Source organism: Solwaraspora sp. WMMA2059, from assembly GCF_027497315.1.
Lineage (GTDB): Bacteria > Actinomycetota > Actinomycetes > Mycobacteriales > Micromonosporaceae > Micromonospora_E.
On record NZ_CP114908.1, the window covers coordinates 1,925,020 to 1,949,783 of the forward strand.

The window sequence follows — 24,764 nt, forward strand, 5'->3', positions numbered from 1 at the left end:
GAGGCTCACGCCGATGGTGGTTTCCGGTCGTCGCCGACCGGGGCGGTGGCCGGTGACTGTCGTTGCGGCGCTGCCGCGGAATCCTCGGGTGGCGGCGCGTCAGGCAGTTGCGCCGCGTCCGATCGACCCTGCCTCGTCCCGCTCTGGTATGCGCTCATCATCCGCAGTACCTGCTCGGCCGGGCGGGCCGGGGGATCGGCCGGTTCGCTCTCCGGGTGCCCGTCCAGCTGCGACCTGTCGGGCGGGTTCGCGCCCGGCCCACCGGCGGATCCGGCGGCTGCGGAGCGTACCCGGACGGGTAGCCCGGACGGGGTGTAGGTCGATGTGTGTGACCCGGCTGGCGGGGCGGCCCGGACCTGGTCAGGATCGGACTGCACCGACCCGGCCGGACCTCCCGCCGCTGTCGGTGCGGTCGGCGCGTCGCCGCCCGGTTGCGGTACGGGCTCGGATCGGGCGGTGGCGGCCACCTGGGCGACCGCCCGTACCGTGGAACGCCGCTCGGCGGCCCGACCCGGGCCGGCTGCGGCCGCCAGGGGCAGCGTCTCGACGGCGTCGGTCGCAGCAGAAACAGCCGGGACAGCCGCTGGGAGCCGGTCGCTGGAGCACAGATCCGGGTCGGTGGCTTCGTCGCCCGGCACCACCAGCTCCCGTGGAATCAGCACGACAGCGGTCGATCCGCCGTACGGCGACTCCTTCAGATGCACCCGGATGCCGGTGCGCTCGGTCAGCCGGCTGACCACGTACAGGCCGAGCCGGACGGTGCTGGACAACCGGAATTCCGGATGCTCGGTGATCCGTTCGTTCGCGGCGGCCCGCTCGTCGTCGCTCATGCCCAGCCCGCGGTCCTCAATCTCCACCACGTAGCCATTGGCGACGAACTGCCCCTTGACCTGGACGGTGGTGTGCGGCGGGGAGAACGACAACGCGTTCTCGATGAGTTCGGCGAGCAGATGGATCACGTCGGCGACGGCCCGGCCGGCCAACGAGACCTGCCCGATCGGAGCGACGGTCACCCGGGTGTAGTCCTCGACCTCGGCGATGGCACCCCGGACCACGTCCACCATCGGCACGTCGCGGCGCCAGGTCCGGCCGGGTGTCGAGCCGGATAGCACGATCAGATTCTCCGCGTTGCGCCGCATCCGGGTGGCCAGGTGGTCGACCCGGAAGAGCTCCTCGAGCTTGTCCGCGTCCTCCTCCCGGCGTTCCATCGAGTCGAGCAGGGTGAGCTGCCGGTGGACCAGCGCCTGGGTCCGGCGGGCCAGGCTGAGGAACACGTCGCGGACGCTGCGCCGCAGCTCGGCCTGTTCCACGGCGGTGCGCACCGCGGTTTCCTGCACCTGGTTGAAGGCGCGGCCCACCTGCCCGATCTCGTCGTTGCCGAACTCCAGCGGCGGTGCCTCGGCCGCCACGTCGACCTCCTCGCCCCGGCCGAGCCGGTCGACCACGCCCGGCAGCCGCTCCTCGGCCAGCCGGTGCGCCGCGTCCCGGAGCCGTTCGAGCTGGGCGACGATCGCCCGTGCGGTGGTGATCGACATGATGATCGACGCGACGACCGCGAGCATGCCGAGACCGGCCGCGAGCAGCAGCCGGAGCAGCACCAGCAGTGCCACCGGCACGGCCCGGTCGACGAGGTCGTCGCCGCCGGCCAGCACGATCGCGTGCAGATCGGACATGGTCGTGTCGGCCGCGGGCCGCCACTGCGCCTCGGTCAACGGTGCCGACGAGGAGGACGGCCCGCTCGCGATGATCCGCTGCTGAGCGTTGCGGAAACGTTCGTAGCTGGCGCTGTCGACCAGTTCCGCGTACCGGGCCCGGTCCGGTTCCGGCAGTTCCACCACAGTGGCGTCGACGAGGAATTCCTGTGCGCCGACCAACTGTACGAACCAGGTGTGCTCGGCTGTGGTGAACCGTTCGGCGACGATCACACCGGCGATCAGCGCATCCTGCTGGGCGACCAGTTCCTGGCTCCGGTTGAGATCGGTCAGGGTCGCCGTGTCGTCGGCGATGTCGCGTTCGTCGAGGTTGCCCAGTGCACCGAACAGTTGGAAGAACGCGGCGATCGTGTTGGTGTAGGCCCCGTGTGCGCTGCCCCGGTCGACTTCCCGTGCCTCGACGGCGTCGCGGGTGGCGCGTAGCTCGGTCAGCCACCGTACCGTGTCGGCGACTTGTTGTTCCAGTCCGGCGCCGGCCGCGAGGTCCGCCCACCAGTGCTGGGCGGATGCCTGAAATTCGTTCGCGAGCAGTTCGTTTGCCTCGCGGAGCTCGACCAGTTCGCTACGGCGTTCGTCGGTCGGCCCGGCCAGGTATTCCATCGCCAGCCGTCGCTCGGACTGCAGTCCGAGCAGCAACGGCTCGCTCGGCTGGTAGATCTGGCTGTCATAGGTCTGCACCCACAACAAATTCAGGCCGTCGCGCAGGGTCACCCACGCGGCGAATGCCCACAGCGCGCTGAGTGACAGCAGCAGCGCGACAATCTTGGTACGCAGGTGAAATCCGCGTGACACCATTACACCGTCCCCGGCCTGACCTGCGAATATCTCGTCATCTGCCTGCTACTCCTGGCCGTACATACGCGGACTGTGCCGCGCCTGTTCATGAGCGCATCGGCACGGCGCACGCTAGCAGCGTCGCGGTCCGTGGCTCAAGCGTGCCTGTTGACGCCGGTGACGCGTGCCCGGTGCGCGAGTTTGCCGGCGGCCACGATCTCCGCCGCGACCACTGTGACCGGTTGGTAGAGGTCTTTGTCGTGCCAGAGCGCCGGCCCCTGGTCGGCGGTGGACGGTACGAGATGGGCGGCGCCCCGGCGGGCGGCCCGCAGCATCCGGTCACTGGGTGGGTCGGTGGTGTCGAGCAGGATCCGTACCGCGTACGCGGTCTCCTCGGCGGTGCCGTGCCAACGCCCCCAGGAGCCGTCTGGCCGTTGGGTGCGCAGCACCCAGTCCACCGCCCGCAGCACGGCGGCAGCCGGCCGGGCTCCGGTGCCGGCGGCGGACAACGCCAACGCGCAGGCGGCGGTCGCGTAGTACGGCGAGGCGTGCCAGCGGTCCTGCCAGGAGCCGTCGGGTTGCTGCTGGTCGCAGAGCCAGGCGCTGATAGACCGGTGGAGTACGTCCAGGTCGGCGGCGCGACGTCCACCCCCGACCGCCTGAAGGCTGTCGAGGGCGTGTGCGTTGGTGGTCACCGAAGTTCCGTCCTCCCCCGGCCAGGTGGCGATGTGGTCGCCGGCCCAGAAGCCGAGCAGCACCGCCGGATCGGCCGGCTGTCCGAGCAGCGCGAGACAGTGCAGGACCACGGCGGTGGTGTCGGCGTCCGGCGGCAGGCCCGCACCGGTCGCTGCTCCGGCCGGGGTGAGCGCCGCACGCAGCGATCCCGGCAGTTCGGGCGGAACCAGCACGGCGACGTCGGCGCGCAGCAGGGTGGTCAGAACCCAGGCCCGTTCGAAGACGGCGACCGGCGTGGCACACGGCACCGGACCGTGGTGTTGGTGTACCACCGCTTCCAGATAGCGGCGCGCGGGCATCGGGTCGACCTCGGTGTGGACCGGATCGATGGTGGCGAGCCAGGCCGCGGTGGCGGCCGGCGAACCGCCGACCGTGCCGGCCTGTCCGCCTGTCCCGGACCCCGCGAGCGGGTGGGCCGGCACGGGGGCCACCGCTGGACGGCCCAGCGGCGCCACCTGGTTGGCGAAGGTCTCGTACGCGTGCAGCAGCTTCGTCGGCACCGGCCGGCCACCGGCGGACAGCCGGCGCACCGCGTCCAGCCGGTCGGAGTCGAGTTCACCTCGCAGCCGTAGTGGGGGGTCGCTCGCGGGCAGGCCGGGGCGGTGCCGTAACCGTTGGTTGATCCGGCCGACCAGCGCTGCCACGATCAGATCAGCGGCGGGGGTGTCGGGCAGTGTCCCGCCGGCCGCCGCTGCGAGGATCCGGTGCGCGGCGGTCAGCCCCCGCGTCGTCGCGTCGGTCAGTGGCGTCGCGTCGGTCAGTGGCGTGGCGCTGGACCGGACCGGCGGTACGGCCCTGACGCCGAGCAGCGCCTCGACGGCGCTCAACGTCGGGACCAGCGCGTAGCCGCCCGGACCGCCCCAGCTGCCGTCCGGCTGCTGGCTGGCCAGCAGATAGCGCACCCGGGCCCGGTGCCCGGTTAGCCAGGGGGCGAGACTGACCAGTCGGGCGGTCTCGTAGACGGAGACATCGGTGCGGCCCCAGGGCTGACCGGGCAGCCGGTCCACGATCTCCTGCGCGGCCCGGTCCCAGTTGTCCGTGACCGGTCCGACGTACCGTCGGGCACGGACCGGGACCGGGTCGGCCGTGGCGCGTCCGCCACCGGGCGCGGCCCGGCTTCCGGTGACCATCACAGCTCTCCCCAGAAGTCGGTGACCCGGTAGAAGCCGCTGGTGTACCCCAGCTGCCGGGACAGGTAGGCGGCCTGGTTGGGGCAGCGGATCTCCAACGGCCGCAGCAGGTCGCGGCACCGGTCCACCAGATGTCCGATCTGGTCCTCCACGACACCCCGGTCGGCGGTCAGCAGCAGCGCGTTGAGGTCACCCCAGGTGGTGTCCCGCTTGATCGAGGCGAGGTCGTTGACCAGCCGGAGCACCCGCTGCACCTCCCGGCTGACGGTGATCAGCTCGGTCAGGTGCGCCAGCGTCGGCCCGTCGCCCAGACGCAGCCAGTGCGTCACGTTGACGAAGGTCGACCCGAAGTTGTCTGCGTTGTCGAGGTAGTCGGCGAAGGTCGGGCCGGCTTGCGCCGGGGTGGCGCGGCGGGCCGCCTTCCACCGCCATTCCCGGTGCATGGCGGTGAGCGTCCGGTCCAGCTCGGCCCTCCAGCGGTCCCGTCGGTCGGCGAAGGCGGGTGCCTGGTCGAGTTCGGCGACGATGTCGGCGAGGAATCGGCCGAGTTCGTCGTCGGGCCCGGCTGCGGCGCCGTACGCCACGGCGCGGCACCGGTCGACGAGGGCGACGATCTCGTCGTCGGTCGTGGCCTGGTAGTCGATCAACCAGTCGGCGGCGAACACCCACAGCGCGGCCCGGTTGGCCAGCCGTAGCTGCTCCGGGGTGCACCAGGGCGCGGCGAACGCGGTGGCCAGCGAGATCGCGGCGCTGACCGCCGGGTCGAACGGGCGGGCCGGGAACAGACCGGGGTAGGCCCGGGTGTGTTCGGCCAGGTCACGCTGACCGTGGATCGCGATCGCGCAGATCCGGCCGTTCTCGGCCGCGCTCTGCAGGTTCGCTGCGGCCGATGAGGACACCGTGTGCATCAGACCGTCCGGGAGAGGGCGGCCGGTTCGATCCGGACCCGTACCGGTGCGTCGGTCCGTACCGACGCACCGGCCTGCGGCGTGGGCAGCCGGCCGTCCGTCACCCGCACCCGGAACCGGCTGAGGATCGTGGCGACGATCAGCGACGCCTCCAGGTAGAACAGGTGCTGGCCGAGGCACTGGTGTGGTCCGCCGCCGAACGGGAAGTGGGCGTACCGCTGCCGACGCCGGGCCGACGCCGGGGCCGACGGACCGGCGTCGGTGTCTTGCGTACCGTCGGGGTCGAACCGGTCGGGGTCGAACCGGTCCGGGTCCGGCCAGACCGTGGGCAGTCGGTGGGTCAGGTACGGGCTCACCATCAGCTGCGCGCCGGCCTTGATGCGGACGCCGTCGATGACGTCGTCGGCGAGCGCGGTACGCGGGATCAGCCAGGCGACCGGGTACAGCCGCAGCAGTTCGTCCAGCACCATGCGGGTGTAGCGCAGCCGCGGCAGGTGCTCGCGGCGGACCGGTCCGGCGCCGACCACCTCGTCGATCTCCCGCTGCAGCCGGTCGGCGACCGCCGGGTGCCGGTGCAGCAGCGGCCAGAGCCAGGTCAGTACGCCGTACGTGGTCTCGGTGCTGGTGGCGAACATGGCCACCGTGTCGTTGCGGATCTGCGCCTCGTCGAAGCCCCGGCCGTCGCGGTCGCGACCGCGGACCAGGGTCCCGACGACATCGTCTGTGTCGTCGCCGTCGGCCCGGGCCTGCCGAACCACCGGCAGCACGATGTCGTCGATGGTCCGGACGGCCTGACGGAACGCGCGGTCGCGGGGCAGTGGGACCGCGTTGGGCACGAACGGCAGGAGCAGCCTCGGCAGTACGGCGGTGGCGATGGTGTCCTGGGCCGCGGTGATCCGCAGCGCCTGGTCGGTGGTGAACCGGTCGGCGAACATCACCCGGACGATGGCGCGGCAGACCAGCCGGGCCAGTTCGTCGCCGATGTCGACGGTGTGTCCGTGGCGGGCCGCGTCGGCCAGTGGCCCGGTCGCGTCCGCGATCGCCGTGGCCAGGTCGTCGGTGAGGGCGTCCAGCCGGCGGGCGGTGAACAGCGGCTGCAGCGTACGGCGGCTGTCCGACCAGACCGGACCTTCGCTCAGGATGCCGTCGCCGAACAACCGCAGGATGGGCCGCCAGAGCAGGCCACGGCCGTCGCGCAGGTAGCTGGCCGCGTTGTCCCGCAGCACGTGCGCCACCTGGGCGGGATCACTGACCAGATAGAGCCGGGCCGGTCCGGCGGACAGCCGGACGATGCTGCCGTCGGCGTCGGCGGCGAGCCCGACGAGGGTCTGCAGCGGGTCGCGGACCAGCCCGGGCAGGACGCGTAGCGCCGCGACCGGACGCATCGGGGCGGGAGAGGCACCCGGTCGGGGTGTCGGACCCGTCATGCGATCACCTGCACACGATCTCCGTTCCGTCACCTGACCGCAGGGTCCACCGGGTCGACTGGTGACTGATTGGAAGCAAAGGACGACGTTCGGCTGATCATGCCATGGTGATCACAGGCAATCTAGATTCATAGATGTTAAGTTCTCCTTTGGTTCGCGCGCCTTTGCGCACAACCAGGCGTACGGTCGTCTGCGCCGGCAGTCGGCGTGGCCCGGTGTGGTATGAGTGCACGGTGACCCAGACCCAGCCCGGTGCCGGTGCCGGTGCCGACGACCCGAAGCCGGACCCCCGACGGGTGTCCGGCTGGTCCACCCTGGTGGAGTTGATCGCGCTCTGCGGGCTCGTGGTGACCCAGCCGCTGCTCGACGTGATCGGTCGCAGCCCGGATTTCTTCTTTTTCCACGGTGCCGGACCGGCCGCCGTACTCGCTCTGGTCGCGGTGATCGTGCTGGTTCCACCGGTACTGTTGTGGGGTCTCGGCTGGTTGATCGGGCTGGCCGGGCCGGCGGTGCGGCGATGGACTCATCTGATCGTGCTCGGCGGTCTGACCGTGTTGCTCATGGTGCAGATTGCAAAGGCGTTGATCGATGTGCGTGGCCCGCTGCTGGTGTTGCTCGCCGCTGTCGCCGCCACGGTGCTGCTGGCCGGGTACGTCCGGTCGACGGTCGCCCGGCAGGTGCTGCGGGTCGCCGCGGTCGGTCCGCTGGCGTTCGTGTCGCTGTTCGTCTTCGCCTCGCCGTCGTCGGCGGTGCTGCTCGGCCGAGAGACATCCGGCGCGCCGGTGCGCAGCATCGGTCCGCATCCGCCGGTCGTCGTGATCATTCTCGACGAGTTCCCGCTGGTGTCACTGCTCGACGAGCGGGGTGAGATCGACGCTGGGCTGGTGCCGAACTTCGCCCAGCTGGCCGCCGGCTCGACCTGGTACCGCAACGCGACAACGGTGAGCGGCAAGACCGTCAACGCGGTGCCGGCGATGCTGACCGGACGGTACCCGACCGGGGAATTGACCCCGCACTACTCGCAGCACCCGGACAACCTGTTCACCCTGCTCGGACCGGCCTACCAGGTCGAGGCCTGGGAGAACGTCACCCAGCTGTGCCCGCCGCAGCACTGTCGGGGACGTCCCGGGCAGGACCGGGGCAGTCTGCCGGTGATGCTGCGGGAAACCGCGGCACTGTACGGCCAGTTGATCTCCCCGGACGATTCGCTGGACGACCCGGCGGCGAGTTTCCGCGAACCGACGGTGGCCGACGACATCCGGGCCAACGACAAGTCCCCGGACGCCGGCCCCGGGTTCCGGATGAGCAGGTTGAAGGAGAACCAGCCGGCCAGGTTCACCGAGTTCCTCGGTTCGCTGCGACCCCGGGACACCCCGACGCTGCACTTCCTGCACCTGCTGATGCCCCACTCGCCGTGGACCTATCTGCCGAGCGGGATGCGGTACGACGGTCCGGGCGGGCTGCCGTACGACGGACCCTGGTGGGCCCGGCTCACCCATCAGCGGCACCTGCAGCAGGTCGGCTACACGGATCTGCTGGTCGGTGAGGCGTTGCGCACGCTGCGGGCGAACGGACTCTACGACGACGCGCTGATCGTGGTGACCTCCGACCACGGCGGCAGCTTCAGCGAGGGGGTCGCCGGCCGGGAGATGGACGACCAGTTCGCCGCCGCCGCCGAGCTCGCCTGGGTGCCGCTGTTCGTCAAGGAGCCCGGCCAACAGGCCGGGCGAATCGATGATCGCAACTGGGAGCAGGTCGATCTGCTGCCGACCGTCGCCGACCACGCCGGGGTGCAGGTGCCGTGGCGTACCGATGGCATCTCCGCGCTGCGCGGCGAGCGGGAGACCACCGACAAGCGGTTCGACCCGCGACCGGGCGAGCCGGTGACGATCGACGGCCCGGCCCACTTCGCGGCCGTACAGGCGGGTTCCAGCGCCCGGCCGGTGTTCCCGCCGCTGCCGGCGGCGGACCTGATCGGCGTGGCGGTCGACGATCTGACTGTGGTCGACACGGGCCCGCCAGCGACCGTGACGAATCTGTCCGAGTACCAGGACGTCCGGGCGGAGCGTGGCAAGATTCCGGCGTTGGTGCACGGCACCCTGCCGGAGTCGGTGCCGGTCGGCGCACCGGTCGCGGTCGCGTTGAACGGGCAGGTCGGCACCGTGGTCCAGGCGGCCCGCGACGGTGCCGGTCAGCTCCGGTTCGTCGGGCTGATCCCGGACGAGCGACTGTTCGTCGCCGGTGCCAACCGGTTGGAGCTGTTCCTGGTGGTTGACGCCGAGCACGCCGGCGACGGCCCGACCGCAACCGCGCCGACTCTACGGCGCCTGCCCACCACCGGCTGATCCGAGACGCCCACCCACCTGCGGCCGGTCCACCCCGCCGATCGTGTCCGATCAGGCTTAGCGGAGCGGGCCGCCGGGTATGTGTCTGCCGGGTGTCGATACCCGACCGAAGGAGGCGACCATGGTCGGCAGAATGATCAAGCGCTGGGCGGTCGTCGCGGTCGCCGTGCCGCTGGCGGCAGCCGGGGCGCGCAAGCTCAGCTCGGTGGTGGAGTCCCGCAGGGGCCCGTCGTCGCGTACCTCGAAGCTGCTACGGCAGGCGGGGGACGCGCTGCACCGGAACAAGCGGCGTCGCTGAAGGCGGTACGCCGCGACAGGTTGCCCGGTCCGGAGCACAACGGTCGGGGTCCGTTGCCACCGGACCGGGCATCCGCCTCTCAGGTCAGGACGGGCAGTTGCCGGCCGCCCGGCGCTTCTCGATCGCGTCGGCGGCGCCCGAGGCGTACTCGACGAGCACGCCGCCGCCCGGGTCGAACCGCCAGGTGTCCTGCACCAGCCGCAGTGAGCTGTTGCCCACGGTGTCGTCGCGGCGCCAGGTCAGGTCGACGGCCGTCTCGTCGACCGGTGTCACCTCCTGCAGCTGGAACTCGACGCCGTCCTGCACCGGGCACGCCTCGTTGGTCTCGACGAACACGTCCTCCGGCACCGACTGCTGGGCCTCGGCGGTCCACAGCTGCCAGGCACCCGACCAGTCGCCGCCGGCGATCAGGTCGAACTCCTGCTGAGCGACGTCGAGCGCTTCGGCGACGTTGACCTGGATCGGCTCGCGGGTCTCGGTCGGCGAGTCGACGCCCGGGACCGACGGGGTGCCTGGGGACCCCGTCGGGGGCGGGGTGCAGCCGGCGACGAGTGTCAGGGCGGCCACCCCGACGAGTACGCTCGCGGTAGAGCGGCGCATGACCGTTCCTCCTCTCGGTGCGCCTCCGGCAGGGGACGGCTTTGGGAGCGCTACCAGAGGTCAATCTGGCAGCTTAGGCCCAGCATCAACTTTTGTCGATCACCTGCGGGCGGTCGGATCGGTGCCGTGTATCAGGTGTGTGAAACCTTGTGAACAAAGTTGCGCCGGTGGCCTCGGCCTTTTGGCTGCTCTGCCTCGCCACACGCCGAGATAGTCTCGGTGAACGGGTTTCACCTCTTGTTCACTAACGTTCAGCCTGATAGAACACGGGGGGTGGCGCGCCGTACTTCGCGGCCCGCTTCGCCGCTTGACCCGCTACCTGAACGCACAGCTACCTGATTGCAAGGTCACCCTCGCCGTTCACGACGGAGGACTTCTCCCATGGCTGGTACCTCTCCGCAGGGCGGATCCGCCCCGCCCGCCCTCTCCCGCCGGTCGGTGCTCCAGCTCGGGGGCATCGGCGCGTTCCTGTTCGCCACCGGCGCCTGTGCCTCCGGCTCGGGCACCGACGGCTCCGACGACGCCTCCCCGGGCACCTCCGCCGACACCCTGCGTATCGCCGTCTCCAGCTACCTGAGCAGCTGGGACCAGGACTTCGTCGGCTTCGACCCGGTCGCGCTCATGCTGTACAAGAACGTCTTCCCGTACATGATCGACTACGGGGTCACCGAGGTCGACGGCTCCCGGATCCTCGACACCGAGAACGTCATGGCGACCTTCGCCGAGTCGTTCGAGCCGAACGAGGATCAGACCGTCTGGACCCTCAAGCTGCGTCAGGGCGTCACCTTCGCCAGCGGCAACGAGATGACCGCCGCCGACGTCAAGTGGTCCAAGGACCGGGCCTTCGCTGCCCAGGCCAACGTCGCCGGCATCTACCGGACCATCGGTTTGACCGAGCCGGACCAGGTCACCGTGGTCGACGACTACACGGTGCAGTTCACCCAGGCGTTCCCCAGCGCGTTGACCCGGCAGATCCAGGCGATCTCGCTGTACGTCTTCGACTCCGAGGAAGCGAAGACGCACGCCACCGACGCCGACCCGTGGGCCACCGAGTGGTTCGCCAACAACGCCCCGACCGGCGGCTACTTCAACGTCGAGCGGGCCGTGCAGGGCCAGGAGATCGTGCTCGCCGCCAACGAGGGCTACTCGGGCCCCGACCCGGCGCAGACCAAGACCATCCGGATCTCGGTGGTCCCGGCCGCCGCCAACCAGCGACTCCAGCTGGAAGCCGGCGACATCGACGTGGCGCTGGGCATCGGCCAACGCGACATCGCCGACCTGAAGAACACCGACGGCGTCAAGGTCATCTCCGCGGCCAGCAACGAGCAGGTCGCCATCCAGATGTCGGTGACCACCGCGCCGTTCGACAACGTCGACGTCCGCAAGGCCCTCGCCCACGCGGTGCCGTACGACCAGATCATCAACAACGTGTACGGCGGCGACGCCCGCCCGACGAAGAGCCTGGTGCCGCTGGACATGCCCGGCTACGACGAGCGCGGCTACCCGTACGGCTACGACCCGGACGCCGCCCGCGCCGCGCTCGCCGCCGCCGGGGTCGACCAGGTCAGCTCCGAGCTGGTCTACGCCACCGACAACGACACCCAGCAGCAGATCGCGGTTTTGGTGCAGAGCGAGGCCCGCAAGGTCGGCATCGAACTGGAACTGGTCCCGCTGGACCCGGCCACCCTCGCCGAGCGGCGGCAGCAGAAGAACATCCCGCTGCAGATCACCGCCGGTCAGCTGTGGGTCAACGACGTCGAGTACATGCTGGCCACCAGCTTCGTCGAGGGCGCCAACCTGAACTACTCCAACTACGTCAACCAGGAGCTGGAGGAGATCTACGAGCGGTCGCACACCGTCGTGGACCCGGCCGAGCGCAACGAACTCTGGCTGCGGGTGCAGGAGATCCTGGCCGCCGACGTGCCCTGGGTGATCTTCTGCCAGCCCAACTTCAACCTGCCGGTACGCGAGGACGTCGCCGGCTGGGTCCAGCCCATGGACGGACTGGCCCGGCTGCGCTACCTCCACGCCTCGGCCTGACCCACTCCGGCACCCACCCCTCATGCGCATCGCCCGCTTCGTCGCCCGCCGGCTGCTGCAGCTCGTACCGGTGCTGCTCGGCGTGATCGTCGCGACCTTCGTCCTGGTACGGGTGCTCCCCGGGGATCCGATCCGGACCATCCTCGGCCCGAACGCCACCGAGGTCGAGGCCGCCGCCGCCCGGGCCCGCTACGGACTGGACCAGCCACTGTGGAAACAGTTCCTGGACTACCTGGGCGGACTGCTCACCGGTGACCTCGGCACGTCGATCCAGAGCGGCAACGCGGTCGCCGGCGAGCTGGCCCTACGGGTCGGCCCCACCCTGCAACTGGTGGTGCTGGCGGTCGCCGTGGCGGTGCTCATCGCCGTGGTCGGCGGCATCTGGTCGGCGCGCCGCGCCGACCGGGCCGCCGACCACGGCATCCGGGTACTGGCCCTGATCGGCAACTCGGTGCCGGAGTTCTGGCTCGGCCTGGTGCTGGTCCTGGTCGGCTACAGCATGCTCGGCTGGTTCCCGGCCCCCAGCGGCCGGGTCGACCCGGACACCAACCTCACCCCGATCACCGGCGCAGAGCTGATCGACGCCGCGCTGACCGCCAACGGACCGGCGTTCACCTCCGCGCTGGCCCACCTGGCGCTGCCGGTGGCCACCCTGGCGATCGTGGTGGTCGCCCCGCTGCTGCGCAGCGTGCGCGCCTCCGCGCTGGAGGTGCTGCACTCCGAGGCGTACACCGCCGCCGCCGCGCACGGGCTGCGCGACCGGCTGCTGCGCCGCGGCTACCTGGTGCGCTCCGCGCTGGTCCGGCTGCCGTCGCTGGCCGCCCTGGTCTTCGGCACCGCGGTCGGGTCGACCGTGCTGATCGAGTACGTCTACTCCTGGCAGGGCTTCGGCCAGTGGGCGCTGCGCGGGCTGCTCTACCGCGACTTCCCGGTCGTGCAGGCCTCCGTGCTGCTCATCGCCGTCTGCTACGTCCTCGTCTTCCTGATCGCCGACGTGGTGCACGCGATCCTCGACCCGAGAGTGAAGATCTGATGGTTGACCTGCGCGCGGCCGGCGGACCGGCGGACAGCGCCGACGACGCCACCCCGGTGGTGGCTGCCGGCACCGCCCGGGGCGGCCGGTTCGCCACCGTACTGATCTCCGTCGGCGCGACGATCCTCGCGGTGGTGGCGCTGGCCGCGATCGCCGCGCCGCTGCTGTCGTCCTGGGGCCCGCAGGAGATCGACCCGGCCGGCACCCTGCTGCCGCCCGGCGGCAGCCACCCGCTCGGCACCGACATCAACGGAATGGACGTGTGGAGCCGGCTGCTGCACGCCGGCCGGCTCGACCTGGGCATCGCGGTCGCCGCGGTCGCCCTCGCCGTGCTCGCCGGCACCACCCTCGGCCTGGTCGCCGGCTACTTCGGCGGCTGGATCGACGACGTGCTGATGCGACTGCTCGACATCTTCCAGGCGTTCCCCACCTTCATCCTGGCCCTCGCGGTGGCCGCCCTGCTCGGCGGCGGCACGGTCAACCTGATCCTGACCATCGCCCTGGTCAACGCGCCCGGTTACGCCCGGCTGGTGCGGGCCGAAGTCCGCTCGGTACGGGAGCTGCCGTTCATCGACGCCGCGGTCACCTCCGGGGCGTCGCACCTCGGGGTGCTGTGGCGGCACGTGCTGCCGAACAGTCTCACCCCGGTGCGGGTGATCGCCCCGCTCGGCTGCGGCTGGGCGATGCTCACCCTGGCCGGGCTGTCCTTCCTCGGGCTGGGCATCTCGGTGCCGACCGCCGAATGGGGGTCGATGATCAGTCTCGGTTCGCCGGACGTGGTCGCCGGCCGCTGGTGGACCTCGGTGCCGCCCGGCCTGTTCCTGCTGATCAGCGTGTTCGGCTTCAGCCTGCTCGGCGAAGGGCTGCAGGAACGCGCGGAAGCGAAACGGCGGTGACCGCGATGGACCCGACGACGATCACCCGCGACCTGCTCGCCATCGAGAACCTGTCGGTGCTGATCCGCCGACCCGGTCGGCAGGTCGCCGCGCTCAGCGGGGTCAGCCTGCACGTCGACCGGGGTGAGGTGGTCGGCCTGGTCGGCGAGAGCGGCGGCGGCAAGTCCATGGTGGCCCGCTCGATCGTCGGCCTGCTGCCCGGCGGCGCGCAGGCCACCGGCCGGGTCCGCTTCCACGGCGGCGACGTCACCGGTGACCTCACCAGTGACGCCACCGGTGACCCCGCTGGCGGGCCGAGTGACGGTGCCGGCAACACCGGCGGACCGGTCGACGTACTGCGGCTCGACCCAGAGCAGCTGCGCCGCCACCGTGGCCACGGCGCGGCGATCTGCTTCCAGAACCCGCGCGGCGCGCTCAGCCCCACCCGTACCGTCGGTCGGCAGTTGACCGACCGGCTCACCACCCATCAGGGGATGACCGGGCAGCAGGCCCGTCAGGTGGCCAGGGAACTGTTCGCGGCGGTCGGTATCCGCAGCCCGCAGCGGCGGCTCGACGCGTACCCGCACGAACTGTCCGGCGGGATGGCGCAGCGGGTGATGATCTCGCTGGCCACCGGCTGCGCGCCCGGCCTGCTGATCGCCGACGAACCCACCACCGGCCTGGACGTCACCCTGGCCCGGGAGATCCTCCGCCAGTTCCGCCAGGCCGCCGACGCCGACCGGCGTGGGGTGCTGCTCATCTCGCACGACCTGGCCTCGATCGCCGAGGTCTGCGACCGGGTGGTGGTGCTCTACGCCGGCACCGTCGTGGAGAGCGGGCCGGCGGCGCAGGTGCTGCGGGCCCCGGCCCACCCGTACACCCGGGCGTTGCTCGCCTCGGTGCCCGACGTGGACGGCCGCCCGGTGCGGGCCACCGCCGGCGGGATGCCGCTGCTGACCGCCCCGCCCGACGACTGCCCGTTCGTCTCCCGGTGCGCGCACGCCACCGACCGCTGCGCCGCGCAGCGTCCGCCGACCGGCGCCGTGCCGGCCGCCACGTCGGTCACGGCCGCGTCGGACCGCGCTGCCGGCGGGACGGCCGGCTGGACGCTGGCTTGCTTCCACCCGCAGACCGGGCCGTTGGTCACCGACCCGGCCGTCGTCGACACGTCGGTGGGCACCGCGTCGCCTGGCACCGCACCGCGGGTCGACGCCGAGCGGGCCGGCGCAGCCGAGCGGACCGTGCTGCGTATCGACGACGCGCACGTGGTCTACCGCAGCCGGTTCGGCCGCGGCGGGCACCACGCGCTGCGCGGCGTCGACCTGACCGTGGCCGCCGGCGAAACCCTCGGCGTCGTCGGAGAGAGCGGCTGCGGTAAATCGACCCTGGCCAAGCTGATCCTCGGGCTGGTCGAGCCGGCAACCGGCACCGTCGAGATCGGCGGCGCCCGGATGGCCGAGCTGCGCGGCCGGGCGCTGCGCACCCTGCGGACCCGCGCCCAGATGGTGTTCCAGGATCCGTTCGGCGCGCTCAGCCCACGCCGCACCGTCGCGGACGCCATCGCCGAACCGCTGCGCGCCCTCGGCGTACCGGCGCCGCAGCGGGCCGAACGGGTCGGTGCCGCACTGGACCGGATGGAGCTGGACCGGTCGATCCTCGCCCGCCGCCCGCATGAACTCTCCGGCGGGCAGGCACAGCGGGTCGGCATCGCCCGCGCCCTGGTCGGCGACCCCGACCTGATCGTCTTCGACGAGCCGACGTCGGCGCTGGACGTCACCGTGCAGGCGCAGATCCTCGAAGTGATCCGCGACGTCGCCGCCGACCGGGACCGGGGCAGCGTGTTCATCTCCCACGACCTGGCCACGGTACGCGGCTTCGCCGACCGGGACCGGGGCAGCGTGTTCATCTCCCACGACCTGGCCACGGTACGCGGCTTCGCCGACCGGGTGATCGTGCTCTACCTGGGCCGGATCGTCGAGGAGGGGCCGGTCGACGAGGTCTTCACCAGCCCGGCGCACCCGTACACCCGGGCGTTGCTGTCCAGCGCGCCGAGCCTCGGCGCCGGGTTCGGCGGCGGCCGCGTCGACCTGCTCAAGGACCTCGACGAGACCGACGCCGCCGCCGGCTGCCCGCTCGCCGCCCGCTGCCCGTTCGTCACCGGCCGGTGCCGTACCGAGGAACAGCAACTGCAGCCGTACGGGCGCAGCCGGGCAGCCTGCTGGCGGGCCCCGGAGATCCCCGACCTGCTGACCGAATCCGAAAGGTGACCTGAGACGATGCCCGCACCGCACATCCGGCTCGCCGTCGACATCGGCGGCACCTTCGTCGACGCGATGGAGCTGGACACCCGCACCAACCAGGTCCGGTTCCGCAAGGCGTCGACCACGCCGGCCCGCCCCTGGGAAGGGGTGCTGGACGCGGTGACCGCGCTCGGCACCGACCTGTCCGAGGTGGAGCTGTTCATCCACGGCACCACGCTCGGGCTCAACGCGGTGCTGGAGCGCCGGGGCGGGGCCACCGGCATCATCACCAACGAGGGCTTCCGGGACGTCTTCCTGCTCGGCCGGGGCAACGTGCCCGCCGACCACATGTACGACTTCCAGTACGAACGGCCGGAGAGCCTGGTCAAGCGCCGGTACACCGTCGGGGTGACCGGCCGGCTCGACTACCGGGGTCGGGTGGTGACCGAACTCGACCCGGACAGTGTCCGGGCCGCCGCCCGCACCCTGGTCGAGGAGCACGGGGTCGGGTCGATCGCGGTCTGCTTCCTGCACTCGTTCATCGACCCCAGCCACGAACGTGCCGCCGCCGCACTCATCCGCGAGGCGTACCCGCAGGTCAGCGTCTCGGTGTCGACGGACATCGTGCGCGAGCACCGCGAGTACGAGCGGACCAGCACCACCGTGCTGGAGGCGTACATCCGGCCGATCTTCGAACGCTACGTCGACGAGCTGGAGTCCGGGCTGGCCGCCCGGGGCTTCGCCGGCCGGTTCCTGATCATGCGGTCCGGCGGCGGGTCGATGACCTCGACGACGGCCAAGACGTCGCCGACGCACACCGTGCTGTCCGGCCCGGCCGGCGGCATCGTCGGCGCCGCCTACCTGGCCGGGGCGCTGGGCCGGGACAACCTGCTCACCTTCGACATCGGCGGGACGTCGCTGGACGCCTGCGTGATCGAGGCGGGCAGCCCGGTCGCCGCGTACGAGGCGCAGCTGGAGCACTTCCCGCTGCTGATCCCGACGTACGACATCCGCACCATCGGTGCCGGCGGCGGCTCCATCGCCTGGCTGGACCGGGGGCTGCTGAAGGTGGGCCCGCAGAGCGCCGGCGCCGACCCGGGGCCGGTCTGCTACGGCCGGGGCGGGCAGCGGCCGACCGTCACCGACGCCTCGGTGGTGCTCGGCTACGTCGACCCGGACCGGTTCCTCGCCGGCACGATGGGTCTGCAGGCCAAGGCGGCGCAGGCGGCGCTCGACGAGCAGATCGCCACCCCGCTCGGGCTGAGCCCGACCGCCGCTGCGGCCGGCGTCTACGACGTGCTGCTGGCCCGCACCGTCGGCGCGGTCCGTCAGATCACCGTGGAACGCGGCCACGACCCCCGGGTCTTCTCGCTGCTCGCCTTCGGCGGCGCCGGGCCGCTGTTGGCCCCGCTGCTGGCCCGCGAGATGGGCATCCGGGAGGTGGTGGTGCCGTTCGCCCCGTCCGGCTTCTCCGCCTGGGGGATGCTGTCGGCCGACATCGTCGACGACTTCTCCCGTACGGTGCTGGCCACCCTGGACGCCGACGCGCCGGAGGGCAGCGTCGACCTGGCCGCGCTGGAGGCGATGTTCGTCGAGGTCGAGGCCGAGGCGGTCGGCTCCCTGGTGGAGCAGGGCGTCGACGCCGGCTCGGCGGTGCTGGAACGCCAGTTGGAGCTGCGCTACCTCGGTCAGGAACACACCCTGATCGTCACCGTCGGCGCCGGACTGGACCGCGACGCGATCCGGGATGCGTTCGAGCAGCTGCATCGCACCCGGTACGGGCACGCGATGAGCAACCGGCTGCAGATCCTCAACCTGCGGGTCCGCGGCATCGGCCGGACCACCCGCCCGGAGCTGGTCCGCCCGCCGGCCGGCGACGGCGACCCGACCCGGGCGCTGCTCGGCCGCCGCGACGCCTTCGACTTCGGCACCCGCGAGGTGGCGTCGTTCGCCGTCTACGACCGGGCGAAGCTCGCGCCGGGGGACCGGTTCGCCGGTCCGGCCCTGGTCGACGAGGGCACCTCCACCACGGTGGTGCCCAGCGGGCAGTACGTCGAGGTCGACCCGCACGGCTACCTGCTGGTGACCCTGGAGGAGGCGAAGTGAGCACGCTGGACGGAGCCACCGCCGAGGTGGTACGTAGCTACCTGATCTCCGCCGCCGAGGAGATGCGGGCCACGTTGATCCGCACCTCGTTCAACCCGGTGATCTACGAGGTGCACGACTTCGGCATGTCGATGTACGACGCCGACCTGCGGTTGATCGCCGAGGCGACCGGGTTGACGTTCTTCCTCGGCGCCAACGACTTCTCCCTCGCCAGGGGCGTCGAGTACGTCGGCCGGGAGAACCTGCACCGCGGCGACATCGTGCTGCTGAACTACCCGTACTGGAACGCGGCGCACGCCTCGGACGCCACCCTGTTCGCCCCGGTGTTCATGCCGGACCCGGCCGACGCCGATCCGGACGCCGACGGCGACCTGGTCGGGTTCCTCTGCGTGCGGGCGCACTGGATGGACCTGGGTGCCAAGGACCCGGGCTACGTGCTCGACTCCACCGACATGCACCAGGAAGGGCTGATCTTCCCCGGCACGAAGGTGGTGTCCCGGGGCGAGCCGGTGCACGAGATCCACGAGCTGATCCGCTTCAACTCGCGGATGCCGGCCGAGGTGCTCGGCGACCTGCACGCCCAGATCGCCGCGCTGCGCACCGGCGAGCGGCGGTTGCTGGAGATCCTGGCGAAGTTCGGCCGGCCCACGGTGGCCGCCGCCGTCGATGCGATCATCGCCGACGGCGAGGCCCGCAGCCGGGCCGCCCTGGCCGCGCTGCCGCAGGGCTCGTGGACCGCCACCGACTGGGTCGACGACGACGGCATCACCGAGGACCCGGTGAAGATGCAGGTCACCGTCACCATCGCCGACGGCACCTTCACCGTCGACTTCGCCGGCTCGTCACCGGCGGTGCCCGGCCCGATCAACATGCCGTACGGGGCCACCGAGGCGATCTGCAAGGTCATCCTGAAGTCGTTGACCTCACCGGACCAGCCGTCGAACGCCGGCACCATCGCGCCGCTGCGGGTCAGGGCCGAGCCGGGCAGCCTGTTCCACGCCGTCTACCCGCAGCCGACGTTCACCCTGTGGACCGGCATCGTCGCCGTCGAGCTGATCCTCAAGGCACTCGCCCAGGGCATGCCGGACCGGTTGCCGGCCTCGTCCGGCGGGGACGTGCCCGGGTTCATGATGGTCGGCATCCACCCGGACACCGGTCAGCTCTTCGCGGTCAGCAACAACGACCCGGTCGGCTGGGGCGGCACCCGGGAGCACGACGGGATGAACGCCGCCACCCACGTCTCCGGCAGCACCGGCCGGATGACCCCGATCGAGGTCCTCGAGGCCCGGACCGGGATGTTCTTCGAACGGTTCGAGATGCGCACCGACTCCGGCGGCGCCGGCCGGCACCGGGGCGGCGTGGGGCTGCGGCGCGACATCCGGTTCGTCACCCCGGGTGAGTTCCTGTCGGTGATCAAGAAGACGAAGTCGGCGCCGTGGGCGCTCGACGGTGGCGCGCGGCCCGACCCGAACCAGGTGATCGTGCACCCGGGCACCGAGCGGGAACGGCGGGTCAGCACGAAACGGACGCCGGTGGTGCCCGGTGACCGGGTCACCCTGCTCACCGCCGGTGGCGGCGGGCACGGCGACCCGCGTCGGCGCGACCCGGCGGCGGTACGCGAAGACGTCGCCGAAGGCTACGTGTCGCCGGCCGCCGCCCGCGAGGTGTACGGGGTCGAGGTCGATGACTGATACTTCCAGGGTGGACGGTGCGGCGACCGAGGTGGTGCGGAGCTACCTGGTGGCCGCCGCCGAGGAGATGCGCTCCGCGCTGGTACGCACCGCGTTCAACCCGGTCATCTACGAGGTGTACGACTTCGGCATCTCCATCTACGACGCCGGGCTGCGGCTGGTCGCCGAGTCGACCGGGCTGAGCCGGTTCCTCGGCGCCAACGACTACTCGATCCGCAAGGGCGTCGCCTACGTCGGCCGGGAGAACCTGCACCCCGGCGACATCGTGCTGCTCAACTACCCGTACTGGAACGCGGCGCACGCCTACGACGCCACCCTGTTCGCCCCGGTCTTCCTGCCGGAGCCGGCCGGTGCCGCCGGGGACGGGCCGGCCGGGGACGGCACGCTGATCGGGTTCCTGTGCGTGCGGGCGCACTGGATGGACCTCGGGGCCAAGGACCCCGGCTACGTGCTCGACTCCACCGACATGCACCAGGAAGGCGTCATCTTCCCCGGCACCAAGGTGTTCCGCCGGGGCGAGCCGGTGCCCGAAATCATCGAGCTGATCCGGTTCAACTCACGGATGCCCGAACTGGTCATCGGCGACCTGCACGCCCAGGTCGCGGCGCTGCGCACCGGTGAACGCCGGCTGATCGAGCTGGTCGAACGGTTCGGCCCGGCCACCGTGACCACGGTCGTCGACACCGCGATCGCCGCCGCCCAGGCGTCCACCGCCGACGCGCTCGCCGCGCTGCCGCAGGGCTCCTGGACCGCCGTCGACTGGCTCGACGACGACGGCATCACCGACGAGCCGATCAAGATGCAGGTCACCGTCACCATCGCCGACGGCACCTGCACGGTGGACTTCACCGGATCGTCACCCGCCGTCGCCGGACCGGTGAACCTGCCGTACGGGTCGACCATCGCCACCGCCCGGGTCGCGTTCAAGGCGCTCACCACGCCGACCGAGCAGACCAACGCCGGGCACTTCACCGCGCTGCGGGTGGTCGCCGAACCGGGCAGCCTGTTCCACGCCGTCTACCCGGCCGCCACCTTCACCCAGTGGACCGGCACCGTGGCGATGGAGCTGATCTACCGGGCGCTGGCCCAGGGCATGCCGGACCGGCTGGCCGCCTCGTCCGGTGGCGACGTACCCGGGTTCATGATGGTCGGCACCCACCCCGACACCGGGCAGCTCTACGCGGTCAGCAACAACGACCCGGTCGGCTGGGGCGCCTCGCCCGACCACGACGGCATCGGCCCGGCCAACCACCTGTGCCAGACCCAGGCCCGCAACACCCCGGTCGAGGTGCTCGAGGCCCGCACCGGGATGTTCTTCGAACGGCTGGAGATCCGCACCGACTCCGGCGGCGCCGGCCGGCACCGGGGCGGACCCGGGCTGCGCCGCGACATCCGGTTCGCCACCGCCGGCGAATTCCTGTCGGTGGTGAAGAAGACCCGGTCGGCGCCGTGGGCGTTGGACGGTGGCGGGCAGCCGGACCCGATCCAGGTGGTCGTCCACCCCGGCAGCGACCGGGAACGACGGGTCAGCACGAAACGCACGCCGGTCGCCCCCGGTGACCGGGTCACCCTGCTCACCGCCGGTGGCGGCGGGCACGGCGACCCGCGCGACCGCGACCCCGAGGCGGTTCGCGCCGACGTCGCCGAAGGCTACGTGTCACCGGCGGCCGCCCGCGACGTCTACGGCGTCCCCGCACCCGCACCCCGCAGAAAGGCCCGCGATGACCAACCCCGCTGACCGGACGCCGACATGAGCGCCGCCACCCACCCCGGACCGGTCGACACCGTCCTGACCAACTGCACCGTCGTGGACGCCCGCGTCCTCGACGGCGTCGGTCCGGTCACCGACGCCGCCGTCTGGGTGCGCGGCGACCGGATCGCCGCCGTCGGACGGGCCGCCGAGGTGACCGCCACCGCCCGCGCCGAGGCCGACGTCACCGAGATCGACCTCGGCGGCGCGTATCTGACACCCGGGCTGACCAACATGCACACCCACCTGTCGCTGTCCCTGCCCGGTGCCGGCGGGCAGAGCGTCAAGGACCTGACCCCGCACGAACTGGCCCTCTACATGGCCGACGGGGCCCGGCGCACCCTGCTCTGCGGGGTGACCACGGTGCGCTGCGTGGCAGAAAAGGACCACGCCGACTTCGCGCTGCGCCGGGCGATCACCTCCGGCCGGGTCACCGGGCCACGGATCTTCACCGCCGGCCGGGCGCTGGTCTGCACCGGCGGACACGGCCACGAGAGCACCGACACCCTGGAATGCGACGGGGCCGACGGGTTCCGGCGCGGCGTACGCAGCCAGATCAGGGCCGGTGCCGACCTGATCAAGGTGATGATCTCCGGCGGGATCGCCGGCGAACACGAGTCGATCCACACCCGGCAGCTGTTCCCCGACGAGATGGCCGCCGTCATAGACACCGCGCACGCCTGGGGGCGCAAGGTCACCGCGCACGCCGGCCCGGCACCGGTCATCGGCGAGGCCGTCGAGCTGGGGCTGGACTGCGTCGAACACGGCTACCAGCTCACCGAGGAGGTGGCGGCGCGGATGGCGCAGCGGGGAACCGCGCTGGTGCCGACCCTGCTGGTCACCCGGTGCAAGGAGTTCTTCGACGAACTCGGCGTACCGCAGTGGATGCAGTGCCGTTCGCTCGGTGCCGGACCCCGGCACCTGGAGAGCTACGCGATGGCCCTGGCCGCCGGGGTGGAGGTGCTGCTCGGCAGCGACATGCCGCCGTTCTGGCAATTCGAGGGCACCAACGCCTCGGTGCGGGAGCTGGAGTACCTGTCGGAGAGCGGCATCGGCCCGGCTCGCGCCCTGTACGCGGGCACCCTCGGCCCGGTCCGCTGGCTCGGCGCCGAGGCCGACCTCGGCACCGTCGAGACCGGCAAGTACGCCGACCTGGTGGCGATGGACGCCGACCCGGTTGCCGACACGTCGGCGTTCCGGGGGGTGCGCTGGGTGATGTCCGGCGGCCGGGTGGTCCGCGACGACCGCGCCGGCTGGACCGCCTGGTGAACGACGTGAGGAGCAGAATGTCCGAGCAGGAGACCGCCGAGATCGCGGCGGCGATCGGCGACATGTACGACGCGTTCCTCGCCGGCGACCGGGTCCGCTTCGACCGGCACCTGCACGCCGACGTGACCACCTGGGAGACCCACCTGCCCGGCCCGCTGCGCACCCGCGACCAGCTGGACGCCTACCGGTCCCAGCGCGACGCCGCCGGAGCCCGGCCGGTGCTGGACCGGCTGGCCCCCGAGGAGCTGCGGATCGACGTGTGGGGCGACGCCGCGGTGGCCCGCTACGTGCTGGTCGCGGTGCCGGCCGGCGGCGGCCCGGCCGAACACAGCCGGGTCACCGACGTGCTGCGCCACACCGGCGACGGCTGGCGGATCGTGCACCACCACTCCGAACTGGTCCGCCACCCGGCGGGACCGGCCCGCGAAGCGGCCCTCGAACCGGCCGGCGGCCCGGCATGAGACGGCTGATCGCCACCGGGTACGGCGAACCCGACCAGGTGCTCACCGTCGCAGACCTGCCCGACGACCCACCGCCCGGCCCCGGTCAGGTACGGATCGCCGTCGCCACGGTCGGGCTGAACTTCCTCGACGTGATGCTCTGCCGGGGCGAGTACCCGGTCCGCCCGGCGCCGCCGTTCACCCCCGGCGTCGAACTGGCCGGCCGGGTCGTGGCCGCCGGCACCGGCGCCGAAGCGCTCGCCGACACCGACGTGGTGGCCTGCCCGGCGCTGCCGCACGGCGCGCTCGGCGAGACCGTCACCATCGACGCGGCGCTCGCCGTACCGCGTCCGGCGGGCATCGACCCGGTCGTCGCCGCCGCCGTCCCGGTCACCTACCAGACCGCCTGGTTCGCGCTGGACCGCGCCGCGGTCCGGCCCGGTGAGACGGTGCTGGTGCACGCTGGGGCCGGCGGCGTCGGCATCGCCGCCACGCAGCTGGCCGCCGCCCGGGGTGCCCGGGTGATCTGCACCGCCGGCGGGCCGGCGAAGACCGCGCTGTGCCGCGACAACGGCGCCGACGTCGCCGTCGACTACCTGGCCGGCGACTTCGTCGAGGCGGTCCGCGACGCCACCGGCGGCGCCGGCGCGGACGTGATCGTCGACCCGGTCGGCGGGGACGTGTTCACCCGGTCACTGGACTGCCTGGCGTTCGAGGGCCGGCTCGTCGCGGTCGGCGCGGCCGGCGGCAACCCGCCACCGGTGGACCCGATGCGGCTGATCGCCGGCAACCACACCCTGGTCGGGCTCTCCTGGGGCTCGACGTACCCGTGGACCCGGCCGGACGCGGTCGCCCAGGCGTACCAGCGGATCTTCGAACTGATCGCGGCCGGCACGGTCCGGCCCCCGGTGAACCGGGTCGTCGACCTGGCCGGCACCCCGGCCGCGCTCGCCGACCTGGCCGACCGGCGCACCACCGGAAAGATCATCGTCCGGATCGACCCGAGGGAGCAACCATGAGTGATCAGACTGCCGGCACCGACGGCGGCGACATCACCGCCGGCGGTGACATGGAGGTCTACGACCTGCGGGTCAGCGTGGACCGGATCACCGGCCGGTCGGTCTGCGGGATGGCCGTCGGCGACCACTTCGACCTGACCGACAGCGCCCACCTGAAGATCCCGGAAGGGAAACACTTCTGCGTGTACGCGCTCGCGTCGGTGCTGCCGTTCCTGGCCGCCAAGCAGCGCGACATGCCGCCGGGGGACTGGCTGGAACGCGACACCCTGTTCGCCTGCCCGGACCCGGAGGAGGGCCTGGTCATGCGGGTCGAACGGACCTGCAAGCGGCGAATGAACTCGGCCGACCTGACCTGAATCATCGGAGGTTCGC

The 24,764-nt window shown here is 72.0% G+C and carries 18 protein-coding genes; 13 read left to right on the plus strand and 5 right to left on the minus strand.

The annotated features are described in order from the left end of the window. Positions 1-5: 5 nt before the first annotated feature. The 4 genes from O7553_RS08830 to O7553_RS08845 form a co-directional block, all read right to left on the minus strand. A complete protein-coding gene (locus O7553_RS08830) occupies positions 6-2,507 on the minus strand; it encodes a nitrate- and nitrite sensing domain-containing protein (protein WP_281554329.1) in 2,502 nt (833 codons plus the stop codon). Between the two features lie 134 nt (positions 2,508-2,641). Next, on the minus strand, positions 2,642-4,351 hold the full coding sequence (locus tag O7553_RS08835; RefSeq protein WP_281554330.1) for a prenyltransferase/squalene oxidase repeat-containing protein: 1,710 nt from the start codon (positions 4,349-4,351) through the stop codon (positions 2,642-2,644). After that, a complete protein-coding gene (locus tag O7553_RS08840; protein WP_281554331.1) occupies positions 4,351-5,259 on the minus strand; it encodes a terpene synthase family protein in 909 nt (302 codons plus the stop codon). Before O7553_RS08840 ends, O7553_RS08835 begins: the two co-directional genes overlap by 1 nt. Then, positions 5,259-6,686, minus strand: coding sequence for a cytochrome P450 (locus O7553_RS08845; protein ID WP_281554332.1), 1,428 nt, complete (start codon positions 6,684-6,686; stop codon positions 5,259-5,261). The genes O7553_RS08840 and O7553_RS08845 overlap by 1 nt, the downstream gene beginning before the upstream one ends. A gap of 233 nt (positions 6,687-6,919) precedes the next feature. Here O7553_RS08845 and O7553_RS08850 point away from each other — a divergent pair, with 233 nt between their 5' ends. Beyond that, a complete protein-coding gene (locus tag O7553_RS08850; RefSeq protein WP_281554333.1) occupies positions 6,920-9,031 on the plus strand; it encodes a sulfatase-like hydrolase/transferase in 2,112 nt (703 codons plus the stop codon). Between the two features lie 121 nt (positions 9,032-9,152). Further along, positions 9,153-9,329: a hypothetical protein gene (locus tag O7553_RS08855; RefSeq protein WP_278116793.1), complete on the plus strand. Its 177-nt coding sequence runs from the start codon at positions 9,153-9,155 to the stop codon at positions 9,327-9,329. An 84-nt stretch (positions 9,330-9,413) separates the two neighbouring features. Here the strand turns inward: O7553_RS08855 and O7553_RS08860 are convergent, their stop codons facing one another. Further along, entirely contained in the window at positions 9,414-9,929 is a 516-nt protein-coding gene (locus tag O7553_RS08860) for a hypothetical protein (RefSeq protein WP_281554334.1), read from the minus strand. A gap of 381 nt (positions 9,930-10,310) precedes the next feature. Between O7553_RS08860 and O7553_RS08865 the strand changes: the two genes are divergently transcribed. From O7553_RS08865 to O7553_RS08915, 11 genes are read left to right on the plus strand one after another with little or no spacing between them, the layout of a single operon-like run. After that, positions 10,311-11,969, plus strand: coding sequence for an ABC transporter substrate-binding protein (locus O7553_RS08865; protein WP_281554335.1), 1,659 nt, complete (start codon positions 10,311-10,313; stop codon positions 11,967-11,969). Positions 11,970-11,991: 22 nt separating this feature from the next. Next, entirely contained in the window at positions 11,992-13,002 is a 1,011-nt protein-coding gene (locus tag O7553_RS08870; RefSeq protein WP_278168422.1) for an ABC transporter permease, read from the plus strand. After that, the gene (locus O7553_RS08875; RefSeq protein ID WP_281554336.1) at positions 13,002-13,898 is read left to right on the plus strand and encodes an ABC transporter permease; all 897 of its coding nucleotides are present in this window, start codon (positions 13,002-13,004) and stop codon (positions 13,896-13,898) included. Before O7553_RS08870 ends, O7553_RS08875 begins: the two co-directional genes overlap by 1 nt. 5 nt (positions 13,899-13,903) lie before the next feature. After that, entirely contained in the window at positions 13,904-16,144 is a 2,241-nt protein-coding gene (locus O7553_RS08880) for an ABC transporter ATP-binding protein (protein WP_281554337.1), read from the plus strand. Between the two features lie 9 nt (positions 16,145-16,153). Continuing rightward, positions 16,154-18,223, plus strand: coding sequence for a hydantoinase/oxoprolinase family protein (locus O7553_RS08885; protein WP_281554338.1), 2,070 nt, complete (start codon positions 16,154-16,156; stop codon positions 18,221-18,223). Beyond that, positions 18,220-19,914: a hydantoinase B/oxoprolinase family protein gene (locus tag O7553_RS08890; RefSeq protein WP_281554339.1), complete on the plus strand. Its 1,695-nt coding sequence runs from the start codon at positions 18,220-18,222 to the stop codon at positions 19,912-19,914. Before O7553_RS08885 ends, O7553_RS08890 begins: the two co-directional genes overlap by 4 nt. After that, entirely contained in the window at positions 19,907-21,652 is a 1,746-nt protein-coding gene (locus O7553_RS08895; RefSeq protein WP_281554340.1) for a hydantoinase B/oxoprolinase family protein, read from the plus strand. The genes O7553_RS08890 and O7553_RS08895 overlap by 8 nt, the downstream gene beginning before the upstream one ends. A gap of 12 nt (positions 21,653-21,664) precedes the next feature. Then, positions 21,665-22,933, plus strand: coding sequence for an amidohydrolase family protein (locus tag O7553_RS08900; RefSeq protein WP_281554341.1), 1,269 nt, complete (start codon positions 21,665-21,667; stop codon positions 22,931-22,933). A 17-nt stretch (positions 22,934-22,950) separates the two neighbouring features. After that, entirely contained in the window at positions 22,951-23,394 is a 444-nt protein-coding gene (locus O7553_RS08905; RefSeq protein WP_281554342.1) for a DUF4440 domain-containing protein, read from the plus strand. Beyond that, positions 23,391-24,392, plus strand: coding sequence for an NADPH:quinone oxidoreductase family protein (locus tag O7553_RS08910; RefSeq protein WP_281554343.1), 1,002 nt, complete (start codon positions 23,391-23,393; stop codon positions 24,390-24,392). The genes O7553_RS08905 and O7553_RS08910 overlap by 4 nt, the downstream gene beginning before the upstream one ends. Further along, on the plus strand, positions 24,389-24,748 hold the full coding sequence (locus O7553_RS08915; RefSeq protein WP_281554344.1) for a TIGR04076 family protein: 360 nt from the start codon (positions 24,389-24,391) through the stop codon (positions 24,746-24,748). The genes O7553_RS08910 and O7553_RS08915 overlap by 4 nt, the downstream gene beginning before the upstream one ends. Positions 24,749-24,764: the final 16 nt, after the last annotated feature.